Origin of the sequence: Citrobacter sp. Ce104, from assembly GCF_030334595.1 — a bacterium.
In the GTDB taxonomy this organism is placed as follows: domain Bacteria; phylum Pseudomonadota; class Gammaproteobacteria; order Enterobacterales; family Enterobacteriaceae; genus Citrobacter; species Citrobacter europaeus.
Genome location: NZ_JAOWDP010000012.1, coordinates 1 through 24,751 on the forward strand (window position 1 = coordinate 1; position 24,751 = coordinate 24,751).

27 protein-coding genes and 1 pseudogene are annotated in these 24,751 nt (G+C 55.0%); 9 read left to right on the plus strand and 19 right to left on the minus strand.

The features are described from left to right. From OGW16_RS26425 to OGW16_RS00625, 3 genes and pseudogenes are all read left to right on the plus strand, one after another. Positions 1 to 79 (plus strand): annotated as a pseudogene (locus OGW16_RS26425) (T6SS immunity protein Tli3 family protein); the annotation flags it as partial. A 1-nt stretch (position 80) separates the two neighbouring features. Next, entirely contained in the window at positions 81 to 341 is a 261-nt protein-coding gene (locus OGW16_RS00620) for a PAAR domain-containing protein (RefSeq protein WP_043018109.1), read from the plus strand. After that, on the plus strand, positions 338 to 1,744 hold the full coding sequence (locus OGW16_RS00625) for a KPHS_23130 family T6SS system protein (protein WP_172862575.1): 1,407 nt from the start codon (positions 338 to 340) through the stop codon (positions 1,742 to 1,744). The genes OGW16_RS00620 and OGW16_RS00625 overlap by 4 nt, the downstream gene beginning before the upstream one ends. A 71-nt stretch (positions 1,745 to 1,815) precedes the next feature. On the opposite strand, the gene OGW16_RS00630 is transcribed toward OGW16_RS00625, so the two are convergent. From OGW16_RS00630 to OGW16_RS00640, 3 genes are all read right to left on the minus strand, one after another. Then, positions 1,816 to 2,757: an ABC transporter substrate-binding protein gene (locus OGW16_RS00630; protein WP_003826688.1), complete on the minus strand. Its 942-nt coding sequence runs from the start codon at positions 2,755 to 2,757 to the stop codon at positions 1,816 to 1,818. A 73-nt stretch (positions 2,758 to 2,830) separates the two neighbouring features. Further along, positions 2,831 to 3,826, minus strand: coding sequence for an ABC transporter permease subunit (locus OGW16_RS00635; protein WP_047406945.1), 996 nt, complete (start codon positions 3,824 to 3,826; stop codon positions 2,831 to 2,833). After that, on the minus strand, positions 3,819 to 5,342 hold the full coding sequence (locus tag OGW16_RS00640; RefSeq protein ID WP_075145337.1) for a sugar ABC transporter ATP-binding protein: 1,524 nt from the start codon (positions 5,340 to 5,342) through the stop codon (positions 3,819 to 3,821). Before OGW16_RS00640 ends, OGW16_RS00635 begins: the two co-directional genes overlap by 8 nt. 114 nt (positions 5,343 to 5,456) lie before the next feature. Between OGW16_RS00640 and OGW16_RS00645 the strand changes: the two genes are divergently transcribed. The 4 genes from OGW16_RS00645 to OGW16_RS00660 all read left to right on the plus strand — a co-directional run bounded on the left by OGW16_RS00645 (position 5,457) and on the right by OGW16_RS00660 (position 8,947). Beyond that, positions 5,457 to 7,721: a hybrid sensor histidine kinase/response regulator gene (locus tag OGW16_RS00645; protein WP_172862576.1), complete on the plus strand. Its 2,265-nt coding sequence runs from the start codon at positions 5,457 to 5,459 to the stop codon at positions 7,719 to 7,721. A 69-nt stretch (positions 7,722 to 7,790) separates the two neighbouring features. After that, the gene (yjdP, locus tag OGW16_RS00650) at positions 7,791 to 8,120 is read left to right on the plus strand and encodes a DDRRRQL repeat protein YjdP (RefSeq protein WP_172862577.1); all 330 of its coding nucleotides are present in this window, start codon (positions 7,791 to 7,793) and stop codon (positions 8,118 to 8,120) included. Between the two features lie 156 nt (positions 8,121 to 8,276). Next, positions 8,277 to 8,579 carry a type II toxin-antitoxin system RelE/ParE family toxin gene (locus tag OGW16_RS00655; RefSeq protein WP_075145335.1) on the plus strand — a complete coding sequence of 101 codons (303 nt, stop codon included), beginning with the start codon at positions 8,277 to 8,279 and terminating at the stop codon, positions 8,577 to 8,579. A 26-nt stretch (positions 8,580 to 8,605) separates the two neighbouring features. Continuing rightward, positions 8,606 to 8,947 (plus strand): HigA family addiction module antitoxin, encoded by a 342-nt coding sequence (locus tag OGW16_RS00660; RefSeq protein ID WP_043018115.1) that lies wholly within the window; start codon positions 8,606 to 8,608, stop codon positions 8,945 to 8,947. Between the two features lie 52 nt (positions 8,948 to 8,999). Here the strand turns inward: OGW16_RS00660 and phnP are convergent, their stop codons facing one another. From phnP to OGW16_RS00740, 16 genes are all read right to left on the minus strand, one after another. Beyond that, positions 9,000 to 9,758: a phosphonate metabolism protein PhnP gene (phnP, locus tag OGW16_RS00665; RefSeq protein WP_286517553.1), complete on the minus strand. Its 759-nt coding sequence runs from the start codon at positions 9,756 to 9,758 to the stop codon at positions 9,000 to 9,002. An 8-nt stretch (positions 9,759 to 9,766) separates the two neighbouring features. Next, the gene (gene phnO / locus OGW16_RS00670; protein ID WP_043018117.1) at positions 9,767 to 10,201 is read right to left on the minus strand and encodes an aminoalkylphosphonate N-acetyltransferase; all 435 of its coding nucleotides are present in this window, start codon (positions 10,199 to 10,201) and stop codon (positions 9,767 to 9,769) included. Next, entirely contained in the window at positions 10,188 to 10,742 is a 555-nt protein-coding gene (phnN, locus tag OGW16_RS00675) for a ribose 1,5-bisphosphokinase (protein WP_043018118.1), read from the minus strand. The genes phnO and phnN overlap by 14 nt, the downstream gene beginning before the upstream one ends. A 2-nt stretch (positions 10,743 to 10,744) precedes the next feature. After that, a complete protein-coding gene (phnM, locus tag OGW16_RS00680) occupies positions 10,745 to 11,881 on the minus strand; it encodes an alpha-D-ribose 1-methylphosphonate 5-triphosphate diphosphatase (RefSeq protein WP_047406916.1) in 1,137 nt (378 codons plus the stop codon). Beyond that, positions 11,878 to 12,564, minus strand: coding sequence for a phosphonate C-P lyase system protein PhnL (gene phnL, locus OGW16_RS00685; protein WP_080626348.1), 687 nt, complete (start codon positions 12,562 to 12,564; stop codon positions 11,878 to 11,880). Before phnL ends, phnM begins: the two co-directional genes overlap by 4 nt. 143 nt (positions 12,565 to 12,707) lie before the next feature. Then, positions 12,708 to 13,466 (minus strand): phosphonate C-P lyase system protein PhnK, encoded by a 759-nt coding sequence (gene phnK / locus OGW16_RS00690; RefSeq protein WP_003826710.1) that lies wholly within the window; start codon positions 13,464 to 13,466, stop codon positions 12,708 to 12,710. Continuing rightward, the gene (phnJ, locus tag OGW16_RS00695) at positions 13,463 to 14,254 is read right to left on the minus strand and encodes an alpha-D-ribose 1-methylphosphonate 5-phosphate C-P-lyase PhnJ (protein WP_230586357.1); all 792 of its coding nucleotides are present in this window, start codon (positions 14,252 to 14,254) and stop codon (positions 13,463 to 13,465) included. The genes phnK and phnJ overlap by 4 nt, the downstream gene beginning before the upstream one ends. Before the next feature lie 46 nt (positions 14,255 to 14,300). Then, the gene (locus tag OGW16_RS00700; protein ID WP_047406909.1) at positions 14,301 to 15,368 is read right to left on the minus strand and encodes a carbon-phosphorus lyase complex subunit; all 1,068 of its coding nucleotides are present in this window, start codon (positions 15,366 to 15,368) and stop codon (positions 14,301 to 14,303) included. Then, on the minus strand, positions 15,368 to 15,952 hold the full coding sequence (gene phnH, locus OGW16_RS00705) for a phosphonate C-P lyase system protein PhnH (RefSeq protein WP_043018121.1): 585 nt from the start codon (positions 15,950 to 15,952) through the stop codon (positions 15,368 to 15,370). The genes OGW16_RS00700 and phnH overlap by 1 nt, the downstream gene beginning before the upstream one ends. Next, positions 15,949 to 16,401 carry a phosphonate C-P lyase system protein PhnG gene (phnG, locus tag OGW16_RS00710; RefSeq protein ID WP_043018122.1) on the minus strand — a complete coding sequence of 151 codons (453 nt, stop codon included), beginning with the start codon at positions 16,399 to 16,401 and terminating at the stop codon, positions 15,949 to 15,951. Before phnG ends, phnH begins: the two co-directional genes overlap by 4 nt. After that, the gene (phnF, locus tag OGW16_RS00715; RefSeq protein WP_043018123.1) at positions 16,402 to 17,127 is read right to left on the minus strand and encodes a phosphonate metabolism transcriptional regulator PhnF; all 726 of its coding nucleotides are present in this window, start codon (positions 17,125 to 17,127) and stop codon (positions 16,402 to 16,404) included. Positions 17,128 to 17,147: 20 nt separating this feature from the next. Next, the gene (gene phnE, locus OGW16_RS00720; RefSeq protein WP_016155398.1) at positions 17,148 to 17,927 is read right to left on the minus strand and encodes a phosphonate ABC transporter, permease protein PhnE; all 780 of its coding nucleotides are present in this window, start codon (positions 17,925 to 17,927) and stop codon (positions 17,148 to 17,150) included. 125 nt (positions 17,928 to 18,052) lie between these two features. Then, positions 18,053 to 19,069: a phosphonate ABC transporter substrate-binding protein gene (gene phnD, locus OGW16_RS00725; RefSeq protein WP_080625840.1), complete on the minus strand. Its 1,017-nt coding sequence runs from the start codon at positions 19,067 to 19,069 to the stop codon at positions 18,053 to 18,055. 24 nt (positions 19,070 to 19,093) lie between these two features. Next, positions 19,094 to 19,882, minus strand: a complete 789-nt coding sequence (phnC, locus tag OGW16_RS00730; RefSeq protein ID WP_043018125.1) for a phosphonate ABC transporter ATP-binding protein — start codon at positions 19,880 to 19,882, stop codon at positions 19,094 to 19,096. A gap of 132 nt (positions 19,883 to 20,014) precedes the next feature. Then, positions 20,015 to 20,461 carry a VOC family metalloprotein YjdN gene (gene yjdN, locus OGW16_RS00735; RefSeq protein ID WP_043018126.1) on the minus strand — a complete coding sequence of 149 codons (447 nt, stop codon included), beginning with the start codon at positions 20,459 to 20,461 and terminating at the stop codon, positions 20,015 to 20,017. A 138-nt stretch (positions 20,462 to 20,599) separates the two neighbouring features. After that, complete coding sequence (locus OGW16_RS00740; RefSeq protein ID WP_003031835.1) at positions 20,600 to 20,935, minus strand: zinc ribbon domain-containing protein YjdM; 336 nt, start codon at positions 20,933 to 20,935, stop codon at positions 20,600 to 20,602. A 540-nt stretch (positions 20,936 to 21,475) separates the two neighbouring features. Here OGW16_RS00740 and crfC point away from each other — a divergent pair. Together crfC and OGW16_RS00750 are read left to right on the plus strand one after the other, a co-directional pair. Further along, the gene (gene crfC / locus OGW16_RS00745; RefSeq protein ID WP_286517557.1) at positions 21,476 to 23,833 is read left to right on the plus strand and encodes a clamp-binding protein CrfC; all 2,358 of its coding nucleotides are present in this window, start codon (positions 21,476 to 21,478) and stop codon (positions 23,831 to 23,833) included. Next, positions 23,830 to 24,723 (plus strand): diguanylate cyclase regulator RdcB family protein, encoded by an 894-nt coding sequence (locus OGW16_RS00750; RefSeq protein WP_047406891.1) that lies wholly within the window; start codon positions 23,830 to 23,832, stop codon positions 24,721 to 24,723. The genes crfC and OGW16_RS00750 overlap by 4 nt, the downstream gene beginning before the upstream one ends. The last annotated feature ends 28 nt before the right edge of the window (positions 24,724 to 24,751 follow it).

Below are 24,751 nucleotides of genomic sequence, written 5' to 3' on the forward strand. Positions count from 1 at the left end.
CCTGCCGGACAAAGAACCGGAAGTGGTGGGCTATAAGGGCTGGACCCGGATGCACTGCGATATGGATGCGGGGAAATAATATGAAAGGTGTAATCAGGCTAAACGATCCGCTGGAAAATGGCGGATATGTTAATAAAGCTTCTGGTAGCAAGTTTATGGGAATTGCTGTCGCCTTAATGGGGGATACTGTGGTTTGTATTCTGCACAAAGGTACCTTCCCAATACTTGATTTTGAGCCAACCTGGACAATGGATGGCAAAGGCGTCGTTGTGGATGGTTGTAGGGCCGCATGTGGTTGTGCAATTAAAACCACACTGCCAACAGCGGGGACAAGCAAATGAGGAAATGGAAGATACCAAACAAGAATCCCTATGAAGAACCAGAAAAATTCCCGCTGAATATTATGCTGATCATTAGCTGTGCTATCTTTCTGTTTTTTATAACATACAATATATTCAACTGGTTGCAGGACAAGAAAGTTCCTGATGATCTGATATGGAATGCAATAGGTATCCCATCGCTAATAGTGTTGGCAATCTGGTGTGTGATGGTAATCACTTACGGTGTTATATCTTTTCCATGTTACTATGCGGGTTATCTTGAGCAGTATGGTATGAATCAGTGGAAAAAGTGGGCAATACGGGCATTGCCGCTTTTAGACTATTCATCCATTCTGCCGGTACCTGAACTGGCATTAAAAATTCAGAAACTAGAGGGGGAAGCGCCAGCAGGTTCTGCAACGCCGTTACGCATTGATATTGAAGTTGACTCAATGGATGACACCAGAGTTGATAAAGTGCTAAGGCAATTGATAGAGCCCCTCAAATATTCTCTTGTCAGGGATTATCGGCCTTTTAATACCTGGCTGTACGTTAAGGGAGCGGATGACACTATCGGCAGTAGTTTCAAGGCGGTGCTGGCAAGCCTGAGCGTCCCCAACGATAAAGTCGGAAAAATTAATATCCTTCACGAGTGCCCTGATTATTTCTTAATTAATGACTGGGTTGATTTAAATATTTCTGAAAATAACCTGGTTATTGCAGTTGAACTGCATGATGAAAATAATTTTGACTTTTTTGAAAGTGCTAATGCTTTTATTTTTACCAATACACAACTGCTTAAAGATAAAGACACACCTTTATATTTATTGCGCATGATGGACAGTACCCCTTACTATCTTGATGAAATCGTAAGTACATATCTTTCTGCACAGCAAGTTGATGTGAGTAAAATTAAAAAACTATGGTTCAACTCACTGGATAAGCAGTCAAAGTTCGTATTATTTAGTGGGATAGAAAACGCAAAAACGAGCATTTTGGCCGATAGCCGATATGAACTGGAGGCCGTCACTGGGCAAAGCACAGAGGTTCAGCGCTGGGTTGTATTGGCATTGGCTGCGGATGCTGCAAAATATGGGCAAGGACATCAGTTATTCGCCAGTACATCCGCAAATGCTATTCAATCCGGCATAATAGCGGCTAAATATCCAGGATCTTGTCCGGCACTTGAAAAGCTGGATTTCCATGATTATTGGAGGGTCATAAAATTGTGCGCAATTATTTTATGGTGTATGGGATTTGTAAGTCTCGTACCACTGGAACTGTTCCAAAGTCACCCCTGGTATACGTTTGCACCTTTGGTTATTGGTATTCTGGTTATTTACACGGCGGTTATGATTTTTTCTTTTATACTGAGTCATAATATAGAGGAGAAAATGGATATTTATTACTCTCAGTTTTTATGAGGTAAGCGCCCTGACGGGCGCTCTTACTTCTTTGACTCTTTTTGTGGCAGGAGCCTTAGTCGGTTCAGGATTTATTTCACTGTCCAACCCTTATAACTGCCGACGTTGTTTTTATCGATCATCGTCACCGGGATCAGCACGGGTTCTTTCGGGGCGGGTTTCCCCTGCAATATGTCATAGCCGATTTCGACCGCTTTAGCAGCCATCACCTGCGGATCTTGTGCCGGAGTCGCCACAAATAGTGAGTTTTCGCGCTTCAGCGCTTCTTCACCGTCTGGGGATCCATCTACGCCGACAATAAAGAATTCGCTACGCTGCGCCTGTTTTGCCGCCAGATCGGCACCGATCGCAGTCGGATCGTTAATGGCGAATACGCCGTCGATCTTCGGATTCGCCGCCAGCAACGCGGTCATGATCTCCAGCCCGCCTTCGCGACTGCCTTTGGCGTTTTGGTTATGCGACAGCACCTTGATGTCCGGGTGGCGTTTGAACTCGGTTTGGCAGCCTTCCACGCGGTTCTGGACGGCGGAAACCGGCGGCCCGTTGATGATAACGACGTTGCCTTTGCCTTTCAGGCGGTCGGTAATGTATTTACAGGCCATTTCACCTGCCTGGGTGTTATCGGAGGTAATGGTCGCGTCTGCGCCTTCCGCCGCCACGTCAACAGCCACCACCACAATCCCGGCGTCTTTCGCGCGTTTTACCGCCGGGCCGATGCCCTTAGAGTCGGCGGCGTTAAGGATAATCATGTCGACTTTGGCGGCAATAAAGTTGTCGATTTGCGACACCTGTTGCCCCAGATCGTAGCCGCTGGACACCAGCGTCACTTTAACGCTATCCCCCGCCAGTTTGCGTGCTTCCAGCTCCGCGCCTTTGGTTATTTGCACGAAGAACGGGTTGGCCAGATCGCCCACCGTAACGCCGATCGATTTCAGTTCTTTTGCCTGCACAAACGGAGCTGCAGCAAGCAGTGCGCCAGCACAGAGCGCGGTCACTAATGGCTTCAAACGCATACTCGTTTCCTCACGTAGGGTATTGTTGTTATAGGCCGGATAAGGCGATTGCGCCGCCATCCGGCAAGTTTGTCTATGCACTTTGATGGTGTCGGGTACGGTATTTGTCGATCAGCACCGCTATGATGATCACCGCCCCTTTGATCACCAGTTGCCAGAAATAGGAGACGCCCATCAGCGTCATGCCGTTATTGAGCGTGGCAATGATCAACGCCCCCACCAGCGTGCCGGTAATGGTGCCGATCCCGCCAACAAAACTGGTGCCGCCAAGGATCACCGCCGCGATGGCGTCCAGTTCGTAACCCATGCCTAAGTTGCCGTTGGCGCTGTACAGCCGCGAGGCGCTCATCACCCCGCCAAGACCTGAAAGCAAACCGCTCATGCCGTAGACGAACAGCAGCACCAGCCACACTTTGATCCCGGTTAAGCGTGCGGCCTGCATGTTGCCGCCGACCGCGTAGATATGAACGCCGAGCGTGGTACGGCGCAGAATGAACCAGCACACCACCACCACCGCCAGCGCAATCACCACCAGCCATGGGATCGGCCCGAGATAGTTGTTACCAATCCACTCAAAGCTGATGTTGGAGTTAATCACCGTCGTACCATCGGCCAGCAGGTAGGCCGCGCCGCGTAACGCCGTATACGTTCCAAGCGTGACGATAAACGGCGGTAGTCCGGCAAAAGCGACCAGCGCGCCGTTAAACAACCCCAGCACCAGGCCGAGCATCAGCGCCGCCGGAATCGAAAGCATGGCAAGCTCAGGAATAAGAGAAACGACCATGGCTGCGACGGCGGTGGTGCCGAGAATCGAGCCAACCGAGAGGTCGATCCCGCCGGTCAAAATAATGAAGGTCATGCCAGCCGCCAGCACGATGTTGATCGACGCCTGGCGGGTAATATTCAGCAGGTTGCTTTCGGTAAAAAAGTTGGGCGCGATAAAGCCAAATACCGCCACAATCAGGATGAGAATCGGTAAGATGCCGACCGTTTGCATCAGATCGCTCATCAGCATTCTTTTCGCGGAGGCGGATTTCGCCACCTGCTGGGGAGGGGTTGGATTATTCATGGGGCACCGCCTGATGGTGGGAGTCGTTCACGCCGGTAGCCAGCGTCATAATATTTTCCTGGGTAATACTTTGCCCGTTCAGCTCGCCGGCAATGCTGCCTTCGCGCATGACGTACACGCGATCGCTCATGCCAACGACTTCCGGCAGTTCGCTGGAGATCATCAGGATCGCCACCCCTTTGCGCGCCATATCGTTCATGATCCGGTAGATCTCGCTTTTGGCGCCAACATCCACGCCGCGCGTGGGTTCATCGAGGATCAAAATACGTGGGCCGATCGCGACCCAGCGCGAAATCAGCAGTTTTTGCTGATTACCGCCGGACAGCCCGCCTGCGCGTACCTGCGCGTGCGGCACGCGGATGTTGAGCAATTTGATGGCGTCATCGGAAATAGCCTGCGCCTTTTTGCGATCGAGCATGCCCCAGTTGGCATCACGCTCCAGCGTCGCCATGGTGATGTTTTCTGCCGCTGCCAGCTCTAAAAACAGTCCCTGCTCTTTGCGGTTTTCCGTCAGAAAGCCAATGCCGTGGTCAATCGCCTCACGCGGGGAGTGGATCACCACCGGCTCACCGTCTACTTCAATCATGCCGCCGATGGCTTTACGCACGCCAAAAATCAACTGAGCCAGTTCAGAACGTCCGGCGCCGACTAGTCCGGCCAGGCCGACGATCTCCCCGGAGCGCACCAGCAAGCTGCACGGCTGGACTTTATGGCCGTCGGTCAGGTGGTGGACGTTGAGGCGCGCTTTCCCTAAGGGAATATCGCGTTCTTTGTTGAACAGATCGCTTAGCGGACGGCCCACCATCATGCGCACCAGCTCCGCGGCGTTGAGCTTGTCGCGGGTCAGGCTGCCAACATATTGCCCGTCGCGCAGGACGCTGACGCGATCCGAGAGTTCATACACTTCCGCCATGCGATGGCTGATGTAAATAATCGCCATCCCTTCATCGCGCAGACGCATGATCAGCTCAAACAGGCGGTGGGTTTCACGTGAGGAGAGGGCGGCGGTGGGTTCATCCATCACCAGAATGCGGCTGTTACGGTGCAGGGCGCGGGCAATTTCCACCTGCTGCTGTTCGGCGATAGTCAATGTCATCACACGGTCGCTGGCCTTAAACTGGGCACCGAGTCGGTCGATGACTTTCTGCGACTGCATCACCATCTCTTTACGCTGGACCAGACCGCCGCGCGACAGCTCGCTGCCAAGAAAGATATTTTCCGCTACCGTCAGGTTGGGCGCGAGCTGCATCTCCTGGTAAATCAGCGTGATGCCCGCGCTGAGCGCATCTTTTGGCCCACGAATGTGGAACGGCTGACCGTCAATCAGGATCTCACCACTGGTGGCAGTATAGGCACCCGCGAGGATCTTCATCAGGGTGCTTTTCCCCGCGCCATTCTCACCCATCAGGGCATGAATCTCACCCGGCCAGACCGTTAAATCGACCCCTTTTAGCGCGTAAAATTTGCCAAACGCTTTGGCAATGTTGCGCATCTCCAGAACCGGTGTCCTGCTCATGGCGGATCTCCTGTGGGGTGGCCGATATCAGCAGTCCATCACAGGAATGTAAATGCAAAATGTCAGAAGCCGTTCATATTTGTCATATTGCGATTTTTCTTCACGGAGCGTGATATGCCGCAACCGGGACGTCACTTTTTCGCCAGTGCGCGCGGACGATTGCTGTTCTTCAATCTGCTGGTCGTCGCGGTTACGCTGATGGTGAGCGGCGTGGCGGTGCTGGGGTTTCAGCACGCCAGTCAGATCCAGGAGCAGGTGCAGCAGCAAACCGTTGATGACATGACCAGCAGCATGAACCTGGCGCGGGATACGGCGAACGTGGCGACGGCGGCGGTGCGGCTGTCGCAGGTGGTTGGCGCGCTGGAATACAAAGGTGAAGCGGAGCGGCTGCAGGAGACGCAACGGGCGCTGAAGGATTCGCTGGAACAGTTGGCTAATGCGCCGCTGGCTCAGCAGGAGCCGGTGCTGGTTGAGCGTATTATCCAGCGTAGTCAGGAGCTACAAAGCAGCGTGGAAGGTATGCTGCAGCGCGGGCAACTGCGACACCTGGAACGTAACGCGTTGCTCAGTTCACTGTATCAGAATCAAAGTTATTTACGTCATCTGCAAAAGCTCACCGGCGCGCAGGATGACGTGCTGCTGGGACAAATAGACCGATTAATTATCGCCGCCATTGAAACACCCACGCCGCGTTCGGTGGTGAAACAACTGAATGGCGTGATGCCTGCGCTGCCTTTGCAAGCCAATAATCCGCTGATTAGCCACATCCTCAACGACTTCAACCAGGAACTGCATAAGCTGGAGCCACTCTCTTCCGCGCTGGAACAAAGCGATTTGGCGATCAACTGGTATATGTTTCATATCAAAGCGCTGGTGGCGATCCTCAACAGCGATATCAACCAGTATGCCTCGCAGGTGGCGCTGATCTCCGAACAGCGGGTGGCGCAAAGCCATCAGGAATTGCAATCTGGCGCGTTGTTTATTTTGGCGTTTGCGCTGCTGGCGGTGGTGATCACCGGTTTTGCCGGGTGGTATATCTACCGTAACCTCGGTTCCAACCTGACGGCCATTTCACGGGCGATGACCCGGCTGGCGCACGGTGAATCGGACGTCAGCGTACCGGCCCTGCAGCGTCGCGATGAGCTGGGTGAGCTGGCCCGCGCCTTTAGCGTCTTTGCCCGTAATACAGCGTCGCTGGAGCACACCACCCGATTGCTAAAAGAAAAAACCAGCCAGATGGAAATCGACCGCACCGAGCGCCAGGGGCTGGAGGAAGCGCTATTGCATAGCCAAAAGCTGAAGGCGGTGGGGCAACTGACGGGCGGATTAGCGCATGATTTCAATAACCTGCTGGCGGTGATTATTGGCAGCCTGGATCTGGTGAACCCAGACTCGCCCGATGCGCCGCGGGTCAATCGGGCGCTTAAAGCCGCCGAGCGCGGGGCGCTGCTTACCCAGCGGCTGCTGGCCTTTTCGCGCAAACAGTCGTTGCACCCTCATGCGGTGGAGCTGAAAACGCTGCTGGAAAACCTGGGCGAACTGATGCGCCACTCTCTTCCGGCCACGTTGACGCTGGAGATTGAAGCCCAGTCTCCCGCCTGGCCCGCATGGATTGACGTCAGCCAACTGGAAAACGCCATTATCAATCTGGTGATGAACGCCCGTGACGCCATGGACGGGCAGGCGGGCACGATTAAAATCCGTACCTGGAATCAGCGGGTCACGCGCAGCGATGGGCGTAAGCAGGATATGGTGATGCTGGAGGTTGCCGACCAGGGAAGCGGGATGTCGCAGGAGGTGAAAGCTCAGGTCTTCGAACCGTTTTTCACCACTAAACAGACCGGTAGCGGCAGCGGGCTGGGGCTATCGATGGTCTACGGTTTTGTGCGCCAGTCCGGTGGCCGGGTGGAGGTTGAAAGCGCGCCCGGACAGGGAACGACGGTCAGATTGCAGCTTCCTCGCGCCGTTGTGCCGGTGCAGGCTCAGGCAGAACCGGTGGCGGTACATGCGGCGAACAGCGGTGAAAAACTGGTACTGGTGCTTGAGGATGAAGCCGATGTGCGCCAGACATTATGTGAGCAGTTACATCTGCTGGGCTACCTGACGTTAGAGGCCGCCAACGGCGAACAGGCGATGCATATGCTGGCGGCTTCATCCGAGATTGATATTTTTATCAGCGATTTAATGTTGCCGGGGGGATTAAGCGGCGTGGATGTGGTTAATCATGCGCTGGCACATTATCCGCAACTGAACATCCTGCTGATTAGCGGTCAGGATTTACGTCCGGCGCATAACCCGGCGCTGCCGGATGTGGCATTACTGCGTAAACCTTTTACCCGAGGAGAACTGGCGCAGGCGCTGCGGCATTCGCGTAATTGAGATTCCTCCGCTACCCGCGCAAATTCGCTTTGATTACCGTGGGGCGAGTTTCTCGATGAGGCTGGTTTTATGCAACGCTCCACGACATTCTTACTTTTCACTCTGCTGATGATGACCACCGTTTCGGCGCAGGCGGATATTATCGATGATGCCATCGGCAATATTCAGCAGGCGATTAACGACGCATACAAACCGGACAACGGGCGGGATTATGACGACTCTCGTGATGAAAGCTGGCAGCGTCAGATGAGTGACGATCGTCGCAGACAATATGATGACCGCCGCCGCCAGTTTGAAGACCGACGCCGTCAACTGGATGACCGCCAGCGCCAGCTCGATCAAGAACGGCGTCAGTTAGAAGACGAAGAACGCAGAATGGAAGAAGATTACGATCGTTAGCTATAACGCTTTAAATATATGAGTATTTTGTCTCCCAGGCAGGGATTCACCTGTCAGCTAAATATTTCGCCATTTTATGTCAAGAAATGCACTTGAGCACAGTGCGTGTGTGCGTTACAATCTCTCTATGCTTATGGAAGAGGAGCTGGCAATGGAATGTCTAAATCATTAAACATCAGAAGTTTTCGGGATACATGGCTTGAAGATTTTTTTGAGCGGGCGACATCGCACAGAAAAATACCTGCGGATATTCATACTGCATTAGCCAGAAAGCTGGATATTATTAATGCGGCTGTTTCGCATCGGGATTTGCGCTCGCCACCCGGTAACAGATATGAAGAGTTAACCGGAAAGTTGCAGGAATATTCTTCAATTAGAGTAAACAAGCAGTACCGATTAATATTCAAATGGATTAACGGTAAGGCCGAAGATGTGTACTTAGATCCACACATCTACTAGAACTAGAGAAAATCTAAGGTAAAGATATGAAACAGGCAACCAGAAAACCAACTACTGTGGGTGATATCCTGCAATATGAATACCTGGAGCCGCTCGAGCTGAAAATTAACGATCTGGCTGAAATACTGCATGTTCATCGCAATACGGTGAGCGCACTGGTCAACAATAATCGCAAATTAACAACGGATATGGCGTTTCGTTTGGCCAAAGCGTTCGATACCTCCGTTGATTTCTGGCGTAACTTACAGTCGGCGGTTGACCTGTGGGAAGTTGAAAATGACATGCGGGCGCAAGAAGAACTGAACCGCATTGTTTCGGTTAAAGATTTTATCGCTCAGCGAAATGGCGAGTCTAAAAAAGTCGCCTGACTGTCAGCTTGTAGGCCGGATAAGATGTTTTCATCGCATCCGGCTAATTTCCTTACTCCAGCACAATCTCCATTCCGTCATATCCGGCTTCAAACCCTACTGGTAGCGGATTTCCCATCATCCACAGGTCAAACTGATGGCTGATATGCGTCAGGATCACCCGTGGGCAGCGGATAACTTCGTTTAAGGCGATAACGGTATTTACATCGCTGTGATTGCGCGGCGGTTCGGCGCGCGGGGCGTGGCTGCAGTCGATGATAATCACCTGAGGCTGGTTATTGTGGAGAAACTTCAGCGTCTTGTCGGGAAGTCCGGCGGTATCGGAGAGCCACGCCACGCGGCTGTGCGCGGACTCCAGCAGATAGCCAAACGTCAACTTTGAATGATTGAGCGGCAGCGGCGTGACCTGCAATCCTTGCAGGTCAAACACCACAAATGGCGCAACGGTATGCCTAAAATCGAGGATGCCGGGATGCTTAAACAGGTCGTCGCAACCCTGATCATCCGGCGGTCCGTACACCGGGATAGTTGCCCCCACGCCCCAGCGCAGCGGAAATAGCCCTTGCACGTGATCCATATGATAGTGGGTCAGCAGAAACTGCTGGAAGCTGCCCGCTGGCCAGTCGTCCATCAGATGTGGGATCCCCGCGTCCAGCAATGTCACCGCATTGTTGAACTTGACCACCCCGCTACAAGGGCGTCGACGGTATTGCACCTGTAAGCGTGCTCGTTGGCAGGCCGCACAATCGCAGCCAAATGTCGGCACCAACTGCGCGCCGCCCGTTCCCGTCAGCGTAATGGTCAGACTCATGGCTCCCCCTACACCGGTTTGGTGAAGCGAAAATGGCTCATGGTATAACCTTCGCGCTGGTAAAAACGATGCGCGTCAAGGCGTTGGGTGCTGGTGGAAAGCTCGGTGACTTCTGCGCCCGCTTCGCGCGCGGCGGCTTCGGCCCAGGCCAGTAACTGGCTGCCGACCCTTAACCCTCGCGCCTGCGGCATCACCACCAGTTCCTGGATTTCGCCAATCCAGTTAGCGTGGTGCAGATGAAACTGTAGGTGCAGACCGATCAAGCCGACGACCTGTCCGTCGATTAACGCCAACTGGTAGTGCATATTGGGATCTTGCAGATTTGCGGCGTAACCAGCGCTAAAAGCCTGCAGGTCAAACTGACCCTGCTTCAACTCGCAGATCAGCGCGTAAACCGCATCGGTATCGTAGAGCGTGGCGCGGCGTAATTCACAGACAGACATGTTTCTTCTCCTTGCGTCCCATCAGTGCGAGCAGTGTATCGACAGACTGTAGCAAACTACCATCGTTATTCAGGACGTGGCAGTCATACGGTGCGTAGCGCGCCGCGCGTTCAAGGCGGGCAGCGATTTCCGTTTCGCTCTCCCGCCCACGCGCCTGCAGGCGCTGGCGGAGAATTGCCGGAGAAACCTGTAAGCAAATGGGAAGCAAAGAAGCGCCATAACGGGCCTGCGCCTGGGGCAGATGTGCGCGCGAGCCGTTGACCACCACATCAAAGCCGGCGTGCAGCCAGAGGTCTATCTCTACGCCGACGCCGTAGTAGAAGCCGTTCGCGTGCCAGCTCAGCGCCAGCAGATTCTGCCCGGCGCGGATAAAAAATTCATGTTCACTCAGCGCGATATGGTTTTCATTCCCAGCGTTGGAGGCGCGGGTGATGTAACGGTGCGCCACCAGCAGTTGCGTCGGTTCCTGCTGGCGCAGTTCTGCCAGCAGACTGTCCTTACCGGAGCCGGAGGGCCCCATCAGCCAGATCAGTTTACCCATAGTCAGAATACCCTTTTTCCCTGACGCCAGACGTGGTCGATATGGATGTTGCCGCCTTTGCGGTGCGCCAGCACCAGATCCGCGCGTTTGCCTTCGGCAACAACGCCACGATCGTCGAGATTTAATGCCCGCGCCGGATTGCGGGTCACCAGGCGAATCGCCTGCGGGAGCGTAAAGCCGTTGGCGCTATCGTCCGCCACGCGAAATGCCGCATCGAGCAGGCTGGCGGGGTAGTAGTCGGAGGAGAGAATATCCAGCAGACCCAGCTCAGCCAGCTTATGGGCCGCCACGTTACCGGAGTGAGAGCCGCCGCGCACGATGTTGGGTGCGCCCATCAGTACGTTCATTCCATGCTGGCGCGAGGCTTCAGCCGCCGCGAAGGTAGTAGGAAATTCGGCGATCACGCTGCCAAGCTGGTGCGATTCCAGCACATGTTCGCTGGTGGCATCGTCATGGCTCGCCAGCGCAATCTGGCGCTCACGGCACATCTGGGCAATCGCCGTGCGATTGGGCTGTGACCAACGCGCAGCCAGGGCTAATTGTTCTTCTTCATAGCGGGCCATCTGCTCGTCGGTGAGTGAATACTTGCCCTGATAATACTCGCGGTACTTCTCGCGATTGGCGAACTGACGCTGGCCTGGCGAGTGATCCATCAGCGATACCAGCGTCACCGGCTCACGACCGACCAGTTTTTCAAAAAGCGGCAGAGTGGTGTGGTGCGGCAGCTCGCAGCGTAAATGCAGGCGGTGTTCGGCGCGATTGACCCCGCGCTTTTGCGTCTCTTCCACCGCATTGATCATCTTCTCCAGATTTTCCAGACGGTCGCCGCCGTCGCGCACATCGCCAATCGCCACCGCGTCCAGCACGGTGGTAATGCCGCTGGCCACCATTAGGGCATCGTGGCTGCTCATCGCCGAGTGGGCAGGCCAGTCTACCTTCGGTCGCGGGGTGAAAAACTTGTCGAGATTGTCAGTATGCAGTTCGATAAGCCCTGGCAGCAGCCAGCCGCCTTCGCCGTCCAGCGCCTGCGGCAGCTGGCTTTGACTTTCGGCAAAGGCGCGGATCGTTCCGCCTTCAATTTCCAGCGATCCTTGCACCACTTCATCTTCCAGTACCAGCTTTACATTATTGATAATCATGCTGTTGTTCCCATCAGATGCAGACGATCCGCTACACGGTCGCGCACGGTTTGATCGTGAAAAATGCCGACAATTGCTGCGCCGCGGGCTTTCGCTTCTTCAATTAATGCGACGACGGCGGCGCTATTTTTGGCGTCCAGCGAGGCGGTAGGCTCATCGAGTAGCAGAATTGGGTAATCAACGATAAACCCGCGGGCGATGTTGACGCGCTGCTGTTCACCACCGGAAAAGGTCGAAGGCGCCAGGTGCCACAGCCGCTCCGGCACGTTCAGACGGGTAAGCAGGTTAGCCGCTTTGGCTGCACACTCTTCACGGGATTCGCCGAGATCCAGCAACGGCTGCATCACCACATCCAGCGCGGAAATCCTCGGGATCACGCGCAGGAACTGGCTCACCCAGCCGATGGTTGAACGACGAACTTCCAGCACTTTACGCGCCGGAGCCTGCACCAGATCGACCCATTCATCGTTGTGGCGGATGTGGATGTGGCCTTCATCAGGCAGATAGTTGGCGTACAGCGAACGCAGCAACGTGGATTTGCCGCTGCCCGAGTGACCGTGCAGCACCACGCATTCGCTGTTTTTAACGTCCAGCGTGGCGTTTTGCAGCACCGGCAGACGCACGCCGTTTTGCTGATGCAGGACAAAGGTTTTACTGACATTTTCAACGCGGATCGCGTTCATTTTTAGCCTCTTTAAGCGTTTTTTCGTTTGATTGCCTGATGGCGCTTCGCTTATCAGGCCTACAACCAATGCCGCCATCCGGCACAAGCGATGCCGCTCCGTAGGCCGGATAAGGCGCAGCCGCCATCGGGCACAACAAAAAATCAGTTCTGCAAAACCGACGACACCAGCAACTGGGTATACGGATGATGCGGGTCGTCGAGCACGCGGTCGGTTAACCCACTTTCCACCACCTGACCCTGCTTCATCACCAGCAAACGGTCGGCCAGCAGGCGCGCCACGCCCAGATCGTGGGTGACAATCACTACCGCCAGATCCAGTTCCACCACCAGGCCGCGCAGCAGGTCCAGCAGTTTGGCCTGTACGGAAACGTCCAGCCCGCCGGTGGGTTCGTCCATAAACACAAGTTTTGGGTGGGTGACGAGGTTACGGGCGATCTGCAGGCGCTGCTGCATGCCGCCGGAAAAGGTGGTGGGCAGATCGTCGATACGCGAGGCAGGGATCTCTACCTCCTCCAGCCAACGCTGCGCGGTGGCGCGGATGTCGCCGTAGTGGCGCGCGCCGGTGGCCATCAGACGTTCGCCGATATTGCCGCCTGCGGAGACCTGACGGCGCAGGCCATCCAGCGGATGCTGGTGCACCACGCCCCACTCGGTGCGCAGCAGACGGCGGCGGTCGGCCTCGTTCATGCCGTACAGCGAACGGTTCTGATACAAAATCTCACCGTTCTGCGGCGTCAGCCGTGATGAGATTGATTTCAGCAACGTGGTTTTGCCGGAACCGGACTCGCCGACGATACCCAGCACTTCGCCAGGCCACAGGTCAAAAGAGACATCGCTGAAGCCCTTGCCCGGCGCGTAGAGATGGGTCAGGTTGTTGACTGAAAGCAGCGGTTGCGTCATTGGCTGAGGGCCTCGCTCTGTTGGCGGCAGTAGTCGGTGTCGGAGCAGACAAACATGCGTTTGCCGGTGTCATCGAGCACCACTTCATCGAGATAGCTGTGGGTTGAGCCACAAATGGCGCAAGGCTCATCCCAGCTCTGCACGGTAAACGGGTGATCGTCGAAATCGAGACTTTCCACGCGGGTGTAAGGTGGAACGGCATAGATGCGCTTTTCGCGGCCTGCGCCAAACAGTTGCAGGGCCGGCATCATGTCCATCTTCGGATTGTCGAATTTTGGGATGGGCGACGGGTCCATGACGTAGCGGTCATTAACTTTCACCGGATAGGCGTAAGTGGTGGCGATATGGCCGAAGCGGGCGATATCTTCATACAGTTTCACCTGCATGATGCCGTACTCTTCCAGCGCGTGCATGGTGCGGGTTTCCGTTTCGCGCGGTTCGATAAAGCGCAGCGGCTCAGGGATCGGTACCTGGAAGATAATGATTTGATCTTCCACCAGCGGCGTTTCCGGGATGCGGTGGCGGGTCTGGATCAAGGTCGCGTCTTCCGTACGCTCGGTGGTATTCACCCCGGTTACGCGTTTGAAGAAATTGCGAATCGACACGGCGTTGGTGGTGTCATCCGCGCCCTGGTCAATCACCTTCAATACGTCCGGCTCGCCAATCACGCTGGCGGTGAGCTGGATGCCGCCGGTTCCCCAACCGTAAGGCATCGGCATTTCACGTCCGCCAAACGGCACCTGGTAACCGGGGATGGCCACCGCTTTCAGAATGGCGCGGCGGATCATGCGCTTGGTCTGCTCATCAAGATACGCAAAGTTGTAGCCGGAGAGGTTAGTGGTCACGAGGGGCCTCCTGTTGCAGGCGTTTGAGCAGTTCCAGCTCAGCCTGGAAATCGACGTAATGGGGAAGTTTGAGGTGCGAAACAAAACCCGCCGCCTCGACGTTATCCGCATGCGCCAGCACGAACTCTTCGTCCTGCGCCGGTCCCGTGACCGTTTCATCGTATTCGGCTGCCTGTAGAGCGCGGTCCACCAACGCCATCGCCATTGCTTTACGTTCGCTCATGCCGAACACCAGCCCGTAGCCGCGGGTAAAATGGGGAGATTCGTTTTCTGGTGCGACAAACCCGTTGACCATTTCACATTCGGTCATCAGCAGTTCGCCGACGTTCACCGCAAATCCCAGCTCTTCCGGGACTGTTTCCAGTGCCACATAGCCGCTACGGATTTCGGCGGCAAACGGGTGATTGCGCCCGTAGCCGCGCTGGGTGGAGTAGGCCAACGCCAGAAGATAGCCTTCGTCGCCGCGCATCAGCTGTTGCAGGCGTGAAGCACGTGAACAGGGGTAAACTGGTGGTGTGCGGGTGACGTCGTCGGGCGTGGCGCCATCATCCTCTTCACGCTTTGCCAGTCCCTGGTTGGCCAGCAGGGAAAAGACGTGCGGGGAGGCATCCTGTGCGCCGTCTGCGCTGCGCAGAGGCGGCGTTTCGCCATTAGCCAGCAGAGTAAAATCCAGCAGGCGATGGGTGTAGTCATAGGTCGGTCCCAACAGCTGTCCGCCGGGAATATCCTTGTAGACCGCCGAGATTCGGCGCTCAAGGCGCATTTCTGCACTGTTAAGCGGCTCGCTGACCGCCACCTTTGCCAGCGTAGTGCGGTAGGCGCGGAGCAAAAAGATGGCTTCGACGTTATCGCCGCTGGCCTGCTTCAGCGCCAGCGCCGCCAGTTCGCGATCGGCGATGCCGCCTTCGGTCATCACCCGGTCGACGGCCAGATTCATCTGCTGTTCGATTTGCGCTACGCTCAGTTCAGCAATGGTCTCATCGCCCCGGCGTCGGTTTTCCTGCAGGGCGTGGGCGTTGGCTATCGCCTTTTCGCCCCCTTTGACGGCGACGTACATCAGCACACCTCCACATGGGTGGTTCGCGGAATAGCCAGCAGGCGTTCGCCGCAGGTGAGGATCAAATCAACCCCCAGCGGGAACGGATGCGGGCGTTCGGTGAGTTCGTGAATCAGGCATTCCGGCAACTGTGGCGCGATCATGCGCTCTTCGGCGATGCCCGCGCCGGTCAGACGCAGCATACGTCCGCCGCTTAAGCCTGCGACCTGCACAATGAGCGTGGCGCTGGTCTCTGGCGCGACGGCGGAACCGGCGGAGAGGACGTTAAGCTGTTCACTGCTGATGTGTTCATCGGCGACGGCAAAGGCCGCCAGCTGCGGCTGATCCACCAGCGGCGCGTTGGTATGAAAACGTAGGTTCTGCCGGGCGATATCGTTATCCATCGACGGCGCCAGCCAGACCGGCGTGTCGCCGTCGACCAGGGTCAGCAGCACGCTGGTGGTTGCCACGCCCAGTGGCTGCCAGCCGTGTTTCAGTTGATGCAGGGCGACGATTACGCCCGGTTCGCTCATGGCCTTCAGCAGGCGACGAAAGCTCTGCTGAGCATCCTGAACGGGTAAATTAAAAGCGGTTTGTAAGGTCATGCGTTATCTCCGCGTACCAGCGTGAAGAAGTCGACCCGACTGGCGTTGACTTCGGCACGGCGTGCGCGAATCAGCGCATCGCGTTCCGCTTCCAGCGGGGCAATTAAGGTTTCCATTAAGTTCTGGAAATGCGTTTGTTCCTGCAGCAGCGCGTCAATCACCGCGCACTGCTCGGCATGTTGTTTGTTGCGTCCCAGCAGGTAGCTGTAACCCAGCGTGCCGCTTTTCAGGCGGACAACTGCGCGGGTAAGCGTGGTGTCACCGGCAAAGAAGCGGTTGCCGGTACCACCCATACGGGCCTGGATCTGCATCAGTCCGCTTTCCGGTGCGCGAATAAGTTCATAGTCCGGCGTCAGTTTGAGCGCGGTGATGCGGGCGTTCAGGGCATCGGCATTGCTGTAAGCCAGCGCGCGCATCCAGCGCTGGCGGGTGGCGGTATCGAAATGCATTCAGTGCTCCATAGTGAATTCGATCATGTCGGCGCGGGTCAGGCTGACGGAGTATTCCGCCGCGTGTTCTTCGCCTTCACGGTGGTTCAGGGTGCGCACGCACAGCAGCGGCGCCATATTGGGGATTTCCAGCACCTTGCTCTCTTTGGCCTGCGCGCGGCGGGCGCTGATGCGCGTTTGCGTACGCAGCAGCGTCAGGCCGGACTGTTCGCGCAGGTAGTCGTGCAGCGAACCGCTGTTAAAGCCCTGCAGCAGCGGCCACAGCGTGAGGTCGGAAAAATAGTGGTCGATCTGGCACAGCGCGATCCCGTTAACCCGGCGCAGGGTGCGCAGGTGAATCACGTTATCGCCCTCGTTAATGCTGAGCGCGTCGGCAATGTGGCTGGAGGCCGGGCGCAGCACCGCCAGCAGTTTTTCGCTGGTGGGGTGGCTGCCCTGGTCCAGCAGGTTCTGACTAAAGCGCGCCTGGGCATTCAGCGGGTAATCGAATGGGCGCATCAGCACCAGCACGCCGACGCCCTGGCGACGTTGTACCCAACCGCGCTCAACCAACTGGTCAATGGCGCGGCGCAGGGTGTGGCGGTTTACCTCGTAGCGCGCGGCAAGCTGATGTTCGGCGGGCAGATAGTCACCGCAGCGATAATGTTGACGAAGCTCCTGCTCAAGTCTCGCGGCAATTTCCTGATAACGCGTTGGATAACTGGTCGGATGTGTAGACAAGTGCATAGCAATCAATGCCTCGCTAATCAGATAAAGTGCTTACGCAAACGCTGGGAAAGGAAATCCAACAGGCTGACGGTGACGATGATTAACACCATCAGGGCGCAGGTTTGCTGGAACTGAAAACCGCGAATCGCTTCCCATAAGGTCACGCCAATACCGCCTGCGCCCACCATCCCGACTACCGTGGCCGAGCGAACGTTGGATTCAAAGCGATACAGCGAATAGGAAATAAGCAGCGGCATGACCTGTGGCAGAACGCCATACAGAATTTCTTCAATTTTATTGGCCCCGGTGGCGCGAATGCCTTCTACCGGACCTGGCTCAATGGCTTCTACCGCTTCGGAAAGCAGCTTGGAAAGCACCCCGGTGGTGTGGATAAACAGCGCCATCACCCCGGCGAATGGACCTAAACCGACGGCGACCACGAACAGCATGGCGAAGACCATTTCATTGATGGCGCGACAGGCATCCATCAGGCGACGCATCGGCTGGTAAATCCACCACGGCACGAGGTTATCGGCGCACATCAGGCCGAAGGGAATCGACAGCACCACGGCGAGGGCAGTACCCCAGACGGCAATTTGCAGGGTAACGGCCATTTCACCGAGATAGTCCTGCCACTGGCTGAAGTCCGGCGGGAAGAAGTCGGCGGCGAAGGTCGCCATATTGCCGGAATCCTGGATCAGCGTGAGCGGAGCCATTTCGGCACCTTTCCACGAGACCACCAGTACGGCGAGAAGAATGGCCCAGCTCAGCAACGAGAACCAGCTACGTTTGGGCGGGGCGACGGTGATGGTTTGCATGTTTAGCTCCGTTGGCACGTGTGTTTGCGTTGTAGGCCGGATAAGACGCTTTTGCGTCGCCATCCGGCATTCACGCCTTTGCCGGATGGCGCTTCGCTTATCCGGCCTACAATCCGGTCTACAAATCACTGCACCGCTTTGCTGACGCTGGTCATGGCACCCAGTGCGGCGGTCAGACGGTCAAGGTCGTCGAGCTGCGCTTTCAGCGCCGAGGTTTTGCTGGTTTTCTCTTCCTCGTTCAGCCCTTTGTTATCCTTCACGCCCTGCATCTCTTTAAACAGCGCCAGTTGGCGAATCGGCACCAGTTGTAAGTCGCTGGAGGCGCGGAACGGTGCCCATCCCAGGCGTTCCAGTACGGTTTTCTGTTCCGGCGTTTTGCCGTAATTCATAAAGAAGTCGTACACCTTGTCCTTGGTGGTTTCGGAAAGGTTTTTACGCCAGACGATCGGATCGCCCGGGATCAGCGGTGACTTCCAGATAACCTTCAGCTCTTTCAGCTTGTCCGGCGCGGAAGTTTTCAGCTTGTCGAGGTTTTCGGTGTTGTTAGTGGCGACATCGACCTGTTTGTTGGCGACGGCCAGGGCGTTGGTTTCATGTCCGGCATTGACGGTGCGTTTGAAGTCGCTGGCGGAGATGTTATTTTTCGCGAAGACGTAGTAACCGGGGACGAGGTAGCCTGAAGTGGAGTTAGGATCGCCGTTGCCGAAGGTCAGATCCTTACGTTTGGCGATCAGATCGTTCAGATTGTTGATCGGACTGTCTTTGTTAACGATCAACACGCTCCAGTAACCCGGGGATCCGTCGGCGGCGACGGTCTGGGCAAACACTTGTCCGTTAGCGCGATCCACCGCTTCCATTGCCGAGAGATTGCCGTACCAGGCGATATCAACTTTGTTAAAGCGCATTCCCTGGATGATCCCGGCGTAGTCCGGGGCGAAGAAGGCGTTTACTTTCACGCCCAGCGATTTTTCCATGTCCTTCAGGAACGGTTCCCACTGTGGCTTCAGGTTTTGCTGTGATTCGGTCGAAATAATGCCAAAGTTCAGCGCTTTCTCTTGTTCTTCGGCATGCGCCGGGCTTAACAAGGTGCTGATGCTGAACATGCTGGTAAACGCCAGCGCGGCAACGGCCTTGTAATTCATGTTTATTCCTCAGTTCGGGCAAAGTTAAGCAGCCTGTGCGTTCTGTTCGACGCGGTTCATGCTGCGGTAGAGATGGTCAAAACGATCGTTATCAAAATGCTGGCTGCTACCGTCAAAGAAGACGTTGCCCTGGCGCAGCGCGACGATGCGTTCGCAGTAGCGCAGGGCGTAATCCACCTGATGCAGCGTGACGACCACGGTGATACCGTCGGTCTGGTTAATATCGCGCAGGGTATCCATCACGATGCGCGCGGATTCGGGGTCCAGCGAGGCTATCGGCTCGTCGGCCAGGATCACTTTGGCCTGCTGCATCAGCGCGCGGGCAATGGCGACGCGCTGCTGTTGCCCGCCCGAAAGCGTGGAAACGCGCTGGTATGCAAAGTGCGCCATGCCAACGCGGGTTAGCGCCTGTAATGCGCGCTGCTTCTGTTCCTGACTAAACCAGCTAAAACAGGTGCGCCAGAACGGCGTGCTGCCGAGTGCGCCAATCAGGACGTTCTCCAGTACCGTCAGGCGGTTCACCAGATTGAACTGCTGGAAGATGTAGCCGGTGTGGGCGCGGCTTTTGCGGATATCCCGCGCCAGGCGGCCTTCACGTTGAACGGTGCGACCCAGCAACTCGACGTGGCTACCAGGCGATTTATCACCGGTGATCAAACCGCTTAAATGACGTAAAAGGGTGGATTTGCCAGAGCCAGACGGTCCAAGCAGAGCCACCATCTCACCGGAACAGATGTTCAGATCAACCGCATTGAGCGCCTGATGTTGATTGAAGGATTTGGAGAGTTTTTCGACGCGAATAATCGTTTGCATGATGCGGCCTCCCTAAAAAAGTGGCCCCATCGTGGCGGATCAATGTGACGTTTTCGTTAAGGGATGGTTACTCGGCGATGAAGAGTTAAGCGATTTTTGATGACAGTACGGGAGGGCGGGCCTCCCGTTGGATTACTCAGTAGGTTGCTGTTGTTTGACGACGTTGATCATCCACGGCACGCCATACTGGTCGCTCACTTTACCGAAACCGTGGGCCCAGAAGGTTTCCTGCCAGTCCATTTCGATTTTTCCGTTTGCTGCCAGGTTATCAAACCAGCGTTTGCCTTCGTCGACGTTTTGCGTGTCGAGCACCAGCGTAAAGCCAGAGTAGTGAGCATTTCCGTCGGGGGCGCTATCGCTCATCATGATGTCGCTGCCTGCCACGCGCAGATTGGCATGGGCAATGGCGGTATCGGGGAATTTCATTCCGGAAGGGCAACCTTCTTCGTTGTCCTGCGCGGATTTGGGCATTTCACCGAAGTTGATTTTGTAGAGCAGCTCTGCGCCTAACGTTTTTTGGTAGTAAGCGATAGCGTCAGCGCAGTTGCCTGCAAAGGAGATATAGGGACTTAACGGCATAATTTTTACCTCAGGTAAAAGAAGCCAGTTAAGTGTAGTTATTGTCTGCACAAATAAACCAGGCGGGAAGTATTAGCTTCCCGCCTGGCAGATGAGCTGGCGCAGCCTGATGAGCGTAGCGCCATCAGGCAATTTGCATCAGTTCTTTTTCACAAACTCAGATTTCAGCTTCATTGGGCCAAAGCCATCGATTTTGCAATCGATGTTATGGTCGCCTTCAACCAGACGAATGTTTTTTACTTTGGTACCGATCTTCAGCATGGAAGAGCTACCTTTTACCTTCAGGTCTTTCACTACGGTAACGCTGTCGCCGTCAGCCAGCAGGTTGCCGTTGGCATCTTTAACGATCAGTTCGTCGCTGTCCTGTGCCGGTTCAGCATCGTTCCATTCGTGAGCGCATTCCGGGCAGATGAACATGCCGTTATCTTCGTAAGTGTATTCGGAGTTGCATTGCGGGCAGTGTGGTAATGACATGTGGATTTCCTCAAAAGTCAGCAGGGGCAAATGCGCCCAAAAAATGGCAGATTGCCGAAAAAGGCCGCAATTATACATAAAATCCCTGCATTTGTCGGGACTACTGCGCGATTAGACAAAATGATCTGCTGTAAAGACCCTCTGCTTTCACCCCAATGAAAGTATGGCGGAATATTTTTTAAGGGAAATTGCTACGCTTAGTTATTTAAGATAAGGTGAGGCGAAATATCTGATATTCATAGGTAACAATGCCTACGGATGCCTAAGTCATTGTGATTGAATATCACCAACCCCCTTAATTTTAGTAGGGGGATTAAACTGGCATTTTTTAAAACTGAACTACGCTGTTTATCTTTCTTACTTATTAGATAAGTGAGAGGCATCAGGCCAACGGTTATACGCCAAATTTATTTTAATAATATCAATTGGTTGTTTTGATTTTAATTATTTCTACACGTAATTATAAAAGCCAAAAAATCTATAAATAAAACGATTGGGCTAAATAAAAGCAATGCCATTTGCGTTAAGGAAAAATTTTCCATGCACACACAGACAATATATGAATTAAGTCAGGAAGCGGAACGCTTGCTGATGCTCTCACTTGAACATCTCAGGCAATTGCAAAAATTGCCCATGACGTCGTTGGATGATGTCGCGCTAAAACAAGGAGAGCATAGCAGACAGGTTGTTCAACCCATGCATTTCAGCACGCGTGGCATGGATGTCCAGCAAGCAACGCTCAATAATGAACTGCGTAAGATTACGCGCCTGGAAATGGTGCTGGCGATTGTCGGTACCATGAAAGCGGGAAAATCGACGACGATCAATGCGATTGTGGGGACAGAAGTTTTACCTAATCGTAATCGCCCCATGACGGCGTTACCGACGCTAATTCGCCATACGCCGGGGCAGAAAGAGCCGGTACTGCATTTTTCACATGTCGCACCGATTGATGCCTTAATGAAAGTTTTACAGCAGCGCGTGCGCGAGTGCGATCGCCAGCGTCTTACGCAGACCCTGGAAGTCGATAAGGATATGAATGTCCTGCTGCAGCATATTGAAAACGGCGTGGCATTTGAACGGTATTATCTTGGCGCACAGCCTATTTTCCATTGCCTTAAAAGCCTGAATGACCTGGTGCGTTTGTCAAAAGCGCTGGAGGTCGATTTTCCTTTTGCCGCTTATGCCGCGATTGAGCATATTCCGGTTATCGAGGTTGAGTTTGTCCATTTGGCCGGACAGGCGAGCTATCCGGGGCAATTAACATTGCTGGATACGCCAGGGCCGAATGAGGCAGGGCAACCGCACTTACAAAAGATGCTGAATGAACAGTTGGCGCGGGCCTCTGCGGTATTGGCGGTGCTGGATTACACCCAACTGAAGTCGATTTCCGATGAAGAAGTGCGTCAGGCGATTATGGCGGTTGGTAAGTCAGTGCCGTTATACGCGCTGGTGAACAAGTTCGATCAAAAAGACCGTAATAGTGATGATGAAGAGCAGGTGCGGGCGTTAATTTCCGGCACGCTGATGCAAGGCGGCATTGCCCCGGAGCGAATCTATCCAGTTTCCTCGATGTGGGGGTATCTGGCGAACAGGGCGCGTCATGAGCTGACGACCCGCGGGCGGCTGCCGGATCATCAGGTGCAACGCTGGGTACAGGACTTTGCCGAGGCGGCCCTTGGCAGACGCTGGCGCACCACCGATCTTGAGGATACGGAGCACATCCGCCATGCCGCCGATCTGTTGTGGGAGGATTCGCTGTTTGAGCAGCCGATTCAGAAAGTGATTCATGCCGCTTACGCCAATGCTTCACTGTATGCGCTACGCTCAGCGTCGCATAAGTTATTGAATTATGCGCAAAGCGCGCACGAATATCTGGAGTTTCGCTCCCACGGATTAACGGTTGCCTATGAAAAATTGCGGCTGAACATCACGCATATTGAAGAGGATATGCAACAGTTAGAAGTGAGTCAGGGGCGGGTCAGCGATGAAGTCAGCCATGAGGTCGAGTTGGCGCTGGAGGCTGCTGCGGGCTATCTCAATGATCAACAGACTGAGATTCTGTGCGGCATCAACACGTTCTTTGTCAAAGAAAACGTCCTGATGATGTCACAACATGGCCTGGGGGCTGGCGTCTCCTCGGCAGAAATGGTCGGAGAAATGCTGGTGCTGCACGATGAAGGCCAGGCGAAAATCGTGCTGGATAAAATGCGTTCGTCCTGTGAAGTGGTCTTGCTGGCGGCGCAGGAAAGCATCAGCCGGGACTTAGCCCTGCGCTTTGAACAGCTTGAGTCGACACTGTCCCGGGCGCTTAATGATGCCATGCGCCCTATTGAACAGCGGGTGAAAGAGGAACTGAATCACGCGGGTTTTCGGGCGCGGATCCGTTTTCCGGCGTTTCATGCGGCGATGTTTAACTTCAACACCCGCCAGTTGTTTAACGAGGCCATTGAACAGGATATTCCGGCGGAGAATACACCGTCTCCTGGCGGCGTGGTGCGTGATACCTTCTCGCGTTGGCTGAATCAACCCAACTGGGGATGGAATGATTACGTTGAAACGAAAACGCGTTATCTCATTGATATGGGCGCACTGCATAATAACCTTGTGCATTACGTCACCCAGTTTTGCCAACAAATTCGTAAAGCTTTAGCCGCTCAGGTCGATATTTCCGTTACGGCAGGCATGGCCACGTTTTTTGCTGATTTTTCACAGTGTTTGACGCAATTACAGGCGAGCCTGCGTGAGAGTCTGACCGTGCGCCAGCAAAATGAATCTGCGGTGAATGCCTTGAATGAACAGTTGCAGCATCGCATTGCGACTGCGGCATGGCTTTATGAAGATTCCCGCTTGCTGCGCGACGATATCAATACCCTTTTTGCAACCGAGCACACATGACTAACGTGTTACTGGAAGGCCCCGGGCGGACGCTGGAGTGTGTCTACCCGAAGTTTATGGTCGATCTGGTTCAGGGAGATGAAACCAAACGTTCCGGCGGTTTTCTGCAACAGCAGCAGCGCCTGCGTGCGCGCCTGACGCAGGAAGTATTATCCCAAACGCAACTGCGTGCGTGGGTGATGGCGGGAGTGTCCAGCGAGCATCTGGTGATGCGTCTCAAGCTGGTAGAGAAGCTGGCGGGCATGATCGACCCGGGTCATCTGGCGCTGGTGCGCATTGCCGAAGGGCTGAGGTTTTTACAACAAACCGAACAGCCTCGCGGGCTGCCCACGCCCGGCCTGATGCAGCAGGTGAGTGCACTCACCGACTGGTTTACCCAGCGCGGTGCTTATAAAGAGAAAGCGCTGACGCAACGCGGTCTGACGGTGCAAGCTGGCGAACACAGCGAGCAAATCTTTACCCGTTGGCGGGCTGGCGCGTATGACGGCTGGTCGTTGCCTGGACGCTGTTTTGTTGCGCTGGAGGAGTTACGCTGGGGAGCCTTCGGTGACGCCTGCCGGTTAGCGAATGCCGATGTGGTGTCAATGCTAAAAGACAACCTGAGAACCATGGCTGCGCAGGCGCTGGCGGACAGCGTGAATGCGGCACCCGCCACGCGTCATTACTATCATCATTGGCTCAGCACACCAGTTGTCGGCGGCTCGGGCGAGCACAACGATATGTTAAGCTGGCTGGGGGACTGGTGCGATGCGCAGCGTCATCCGGTGAGCTGGTCGGTGACGCAGCGTTGGCAAAATGTAGCGTTGGGAATGCCGCGATTGTGTTCGGCTAAACGGCTGGTTGATGCGATGGTTGAGGAGATTTTTGCACCGTCCCCGCTCATCAATTGAGCAGGAACGGTGAGTGGGATAAAGGCAG

Bases quoted from the DNA above. Each gene is read 5' to 3' on its own strand.
- phnE (WP_016155398.1), bottom strand. From the start codon at position 17,927: ATGCAAACCATCACCGTCGCCCCGCCCAAACGTAGCTGGTTCTCGTTG.
- OGW16_RS00620 (WP_043018109.1), top strand. From the start codon at position 81: ATGAAAGGTGTAATCAGGCTAAACGATCCGCTGGAAAATGGCGGATAT.
- OGW16_RS00740 (WP_003031835.1), bottom strand. From the start codon at position 20,935: ATGTCATTACCACACTGCCCGCAATGCAACTCCGAATACACTTACGAA.
- phnK (WP_003826710.1), bottom strand. From the start codon at position 13,466: ATGACGCAACCGCTGCTTTCAGTCAACAACCTGACCCATCTCTACGCG.
- OGW16_RS00645 (WP_172862576.1), top strand. From the start codon at position 5,457: ATGCCGCAACCGGGACGTCACTTTTTCGCCAGTGCGCGCGGACGATTG.
- OGW16_RS00625 (WP_172862575.1), top strand. From the start codon at position 338: ATGAGGAAATGGAAGATACCAAACAAGAATCCCTATGAAGAACCAGAA.
- OGW16_RS00660 (WP_043018115.1), top strand. From the start codon at position 8,606: ATGAAACAGGCAACCAGAAAACCAACTACTGTGGGTGATATCCTGCAA.
- OGW16_RS00640 (WP_075145337.1), bottom strand. From the start codon at position 5,342: ATGAGCAGGACACCGGTTCTGGAGATGCGCAACATTGCCAAAGCGTTT.
- phnG (WP_043018122.1), bottom strand. From the start codon at position 16,401: ATGCATTTCGATACCGCCACCCGCCAGCGCTGGATGCGCGCGCTGGCT.
- phnF (WP_043018123.1), bottom strand. From the start codon at position 17,127: ATGCACTTGTCTACACATCCGACCAGTTATCCAACGCGTTATCAGGAA.
- phnM (WP_047406916.1), bottom strand. From the start codon at position 11,881: ATGATTATCAATAATGTAAAGCTGGTACTGGAAGATGAAGTGGTGCAA.
- yjdP (WP_172862577.1), top strand. From the start codon at position 7,791: ATGCAACGCTCCACGACATTCTTACTTTTCACTCTGCTGATGATGACC.
- phnP (WP_286517553.1), bottom strand. From the start codon at position 9,758: ATGAGTCTGACCATTACGCTGACGGGAACGGGCGGCGCGCAGTTGGTG.
- phnJ (WP_230586357.1), bottom strand. From the start codon at position 14,254: ATGATCCGCCGCGCCATTCTGAAAGCGGTGGCCATCCCCGGTTACCAG.
- phnL (WP_080626348.1), bottom strand. From the start codon at position 12,564: ATGAACGCGATCCGCGTTGAAAATGTCAGTAAAACCTTTGTCCTGCAT.
- yjdN (WP_043018126.1), bottom strand. From the start codon at position 20,461: ATGCCGTTAAGTCCCTATATCTCCTTTGCAGGCAACTGCGCTGACGCT.
- phnO (WP_043018117.1), bottom strand. From the start codon at position 10,201: ATGTCTGTCTGTGAATTACGCCGCGCCACGCTCTACGATACCGATGCG.
- phnC (WP_043018125.1), bottom strand. From the start codon at position 19,882: ATGCAAACGATTATTCGCGTCGAAAAACTCTCCAAATCCTTCAATCAA.
- OGW16_RS00630 (WP_003826688.1), bottom strand. From the start codon at position 2,757: ATGCGTTTGAAGCCATTAGTGACCGCGCTCTGTGCTGGCGCACTGCTT.
- OGW16_RS00750 (WP_047406891.1), top strand. From the start codon at position 23,830: ATGACTAACGTGTTACTGGAAGGCCCCGGGCGGACGCTGGAGTGTGTC.
- OGW16_RS00635 (WP_047406945.1), bottom strand. From the start codon at position 3,826: ATGAATAATCCAACCCCTCCCCAGCAGGTGGCGAAATCCGCCTCCGCG.
- OGW16_RS00700 (WP_047406909.1), bottom strand. From the start codon at position 15,368: ATGTACGTCGCCGTCAAAGGGGGCGAAAAGGCGATAGCCAACGCCCAC.
- crfC (WP_286517557.1), top strand. From the start codon at position 21,476: ATGCACACACAGACAATATATGAATTAAGTCAGGAAGCGGAACGCTTG.
- phnD (WP_080625840.1), bottom strand. From the start codon at position 19,069: ATGAATTACAAGGCCGTTGCCGCGCTGGCGTTTACCAGCATGTTCAGC.
- OGW16_RS00655 (WP_075145335.1), top strand. From the start codon at position 8,277: ATGTCTAAATCATTAAACATCAGAAGTTTTCGGGATACATGGCTTGAA.
- phnH (WP_043018121.1), bottom strand. From the start codon at position 15,952: ATGACCTTACAAACCGCTTTTAATTTACCCGTTCAGGATGCTCAGCAG.
- phnN (WP_043018118.1), bottom strand. From the start codon at position 10,742: ATGGGTAAACTGATCTGGCTGATGGGGCCCTCCGGCTCCGGTAAGGAC.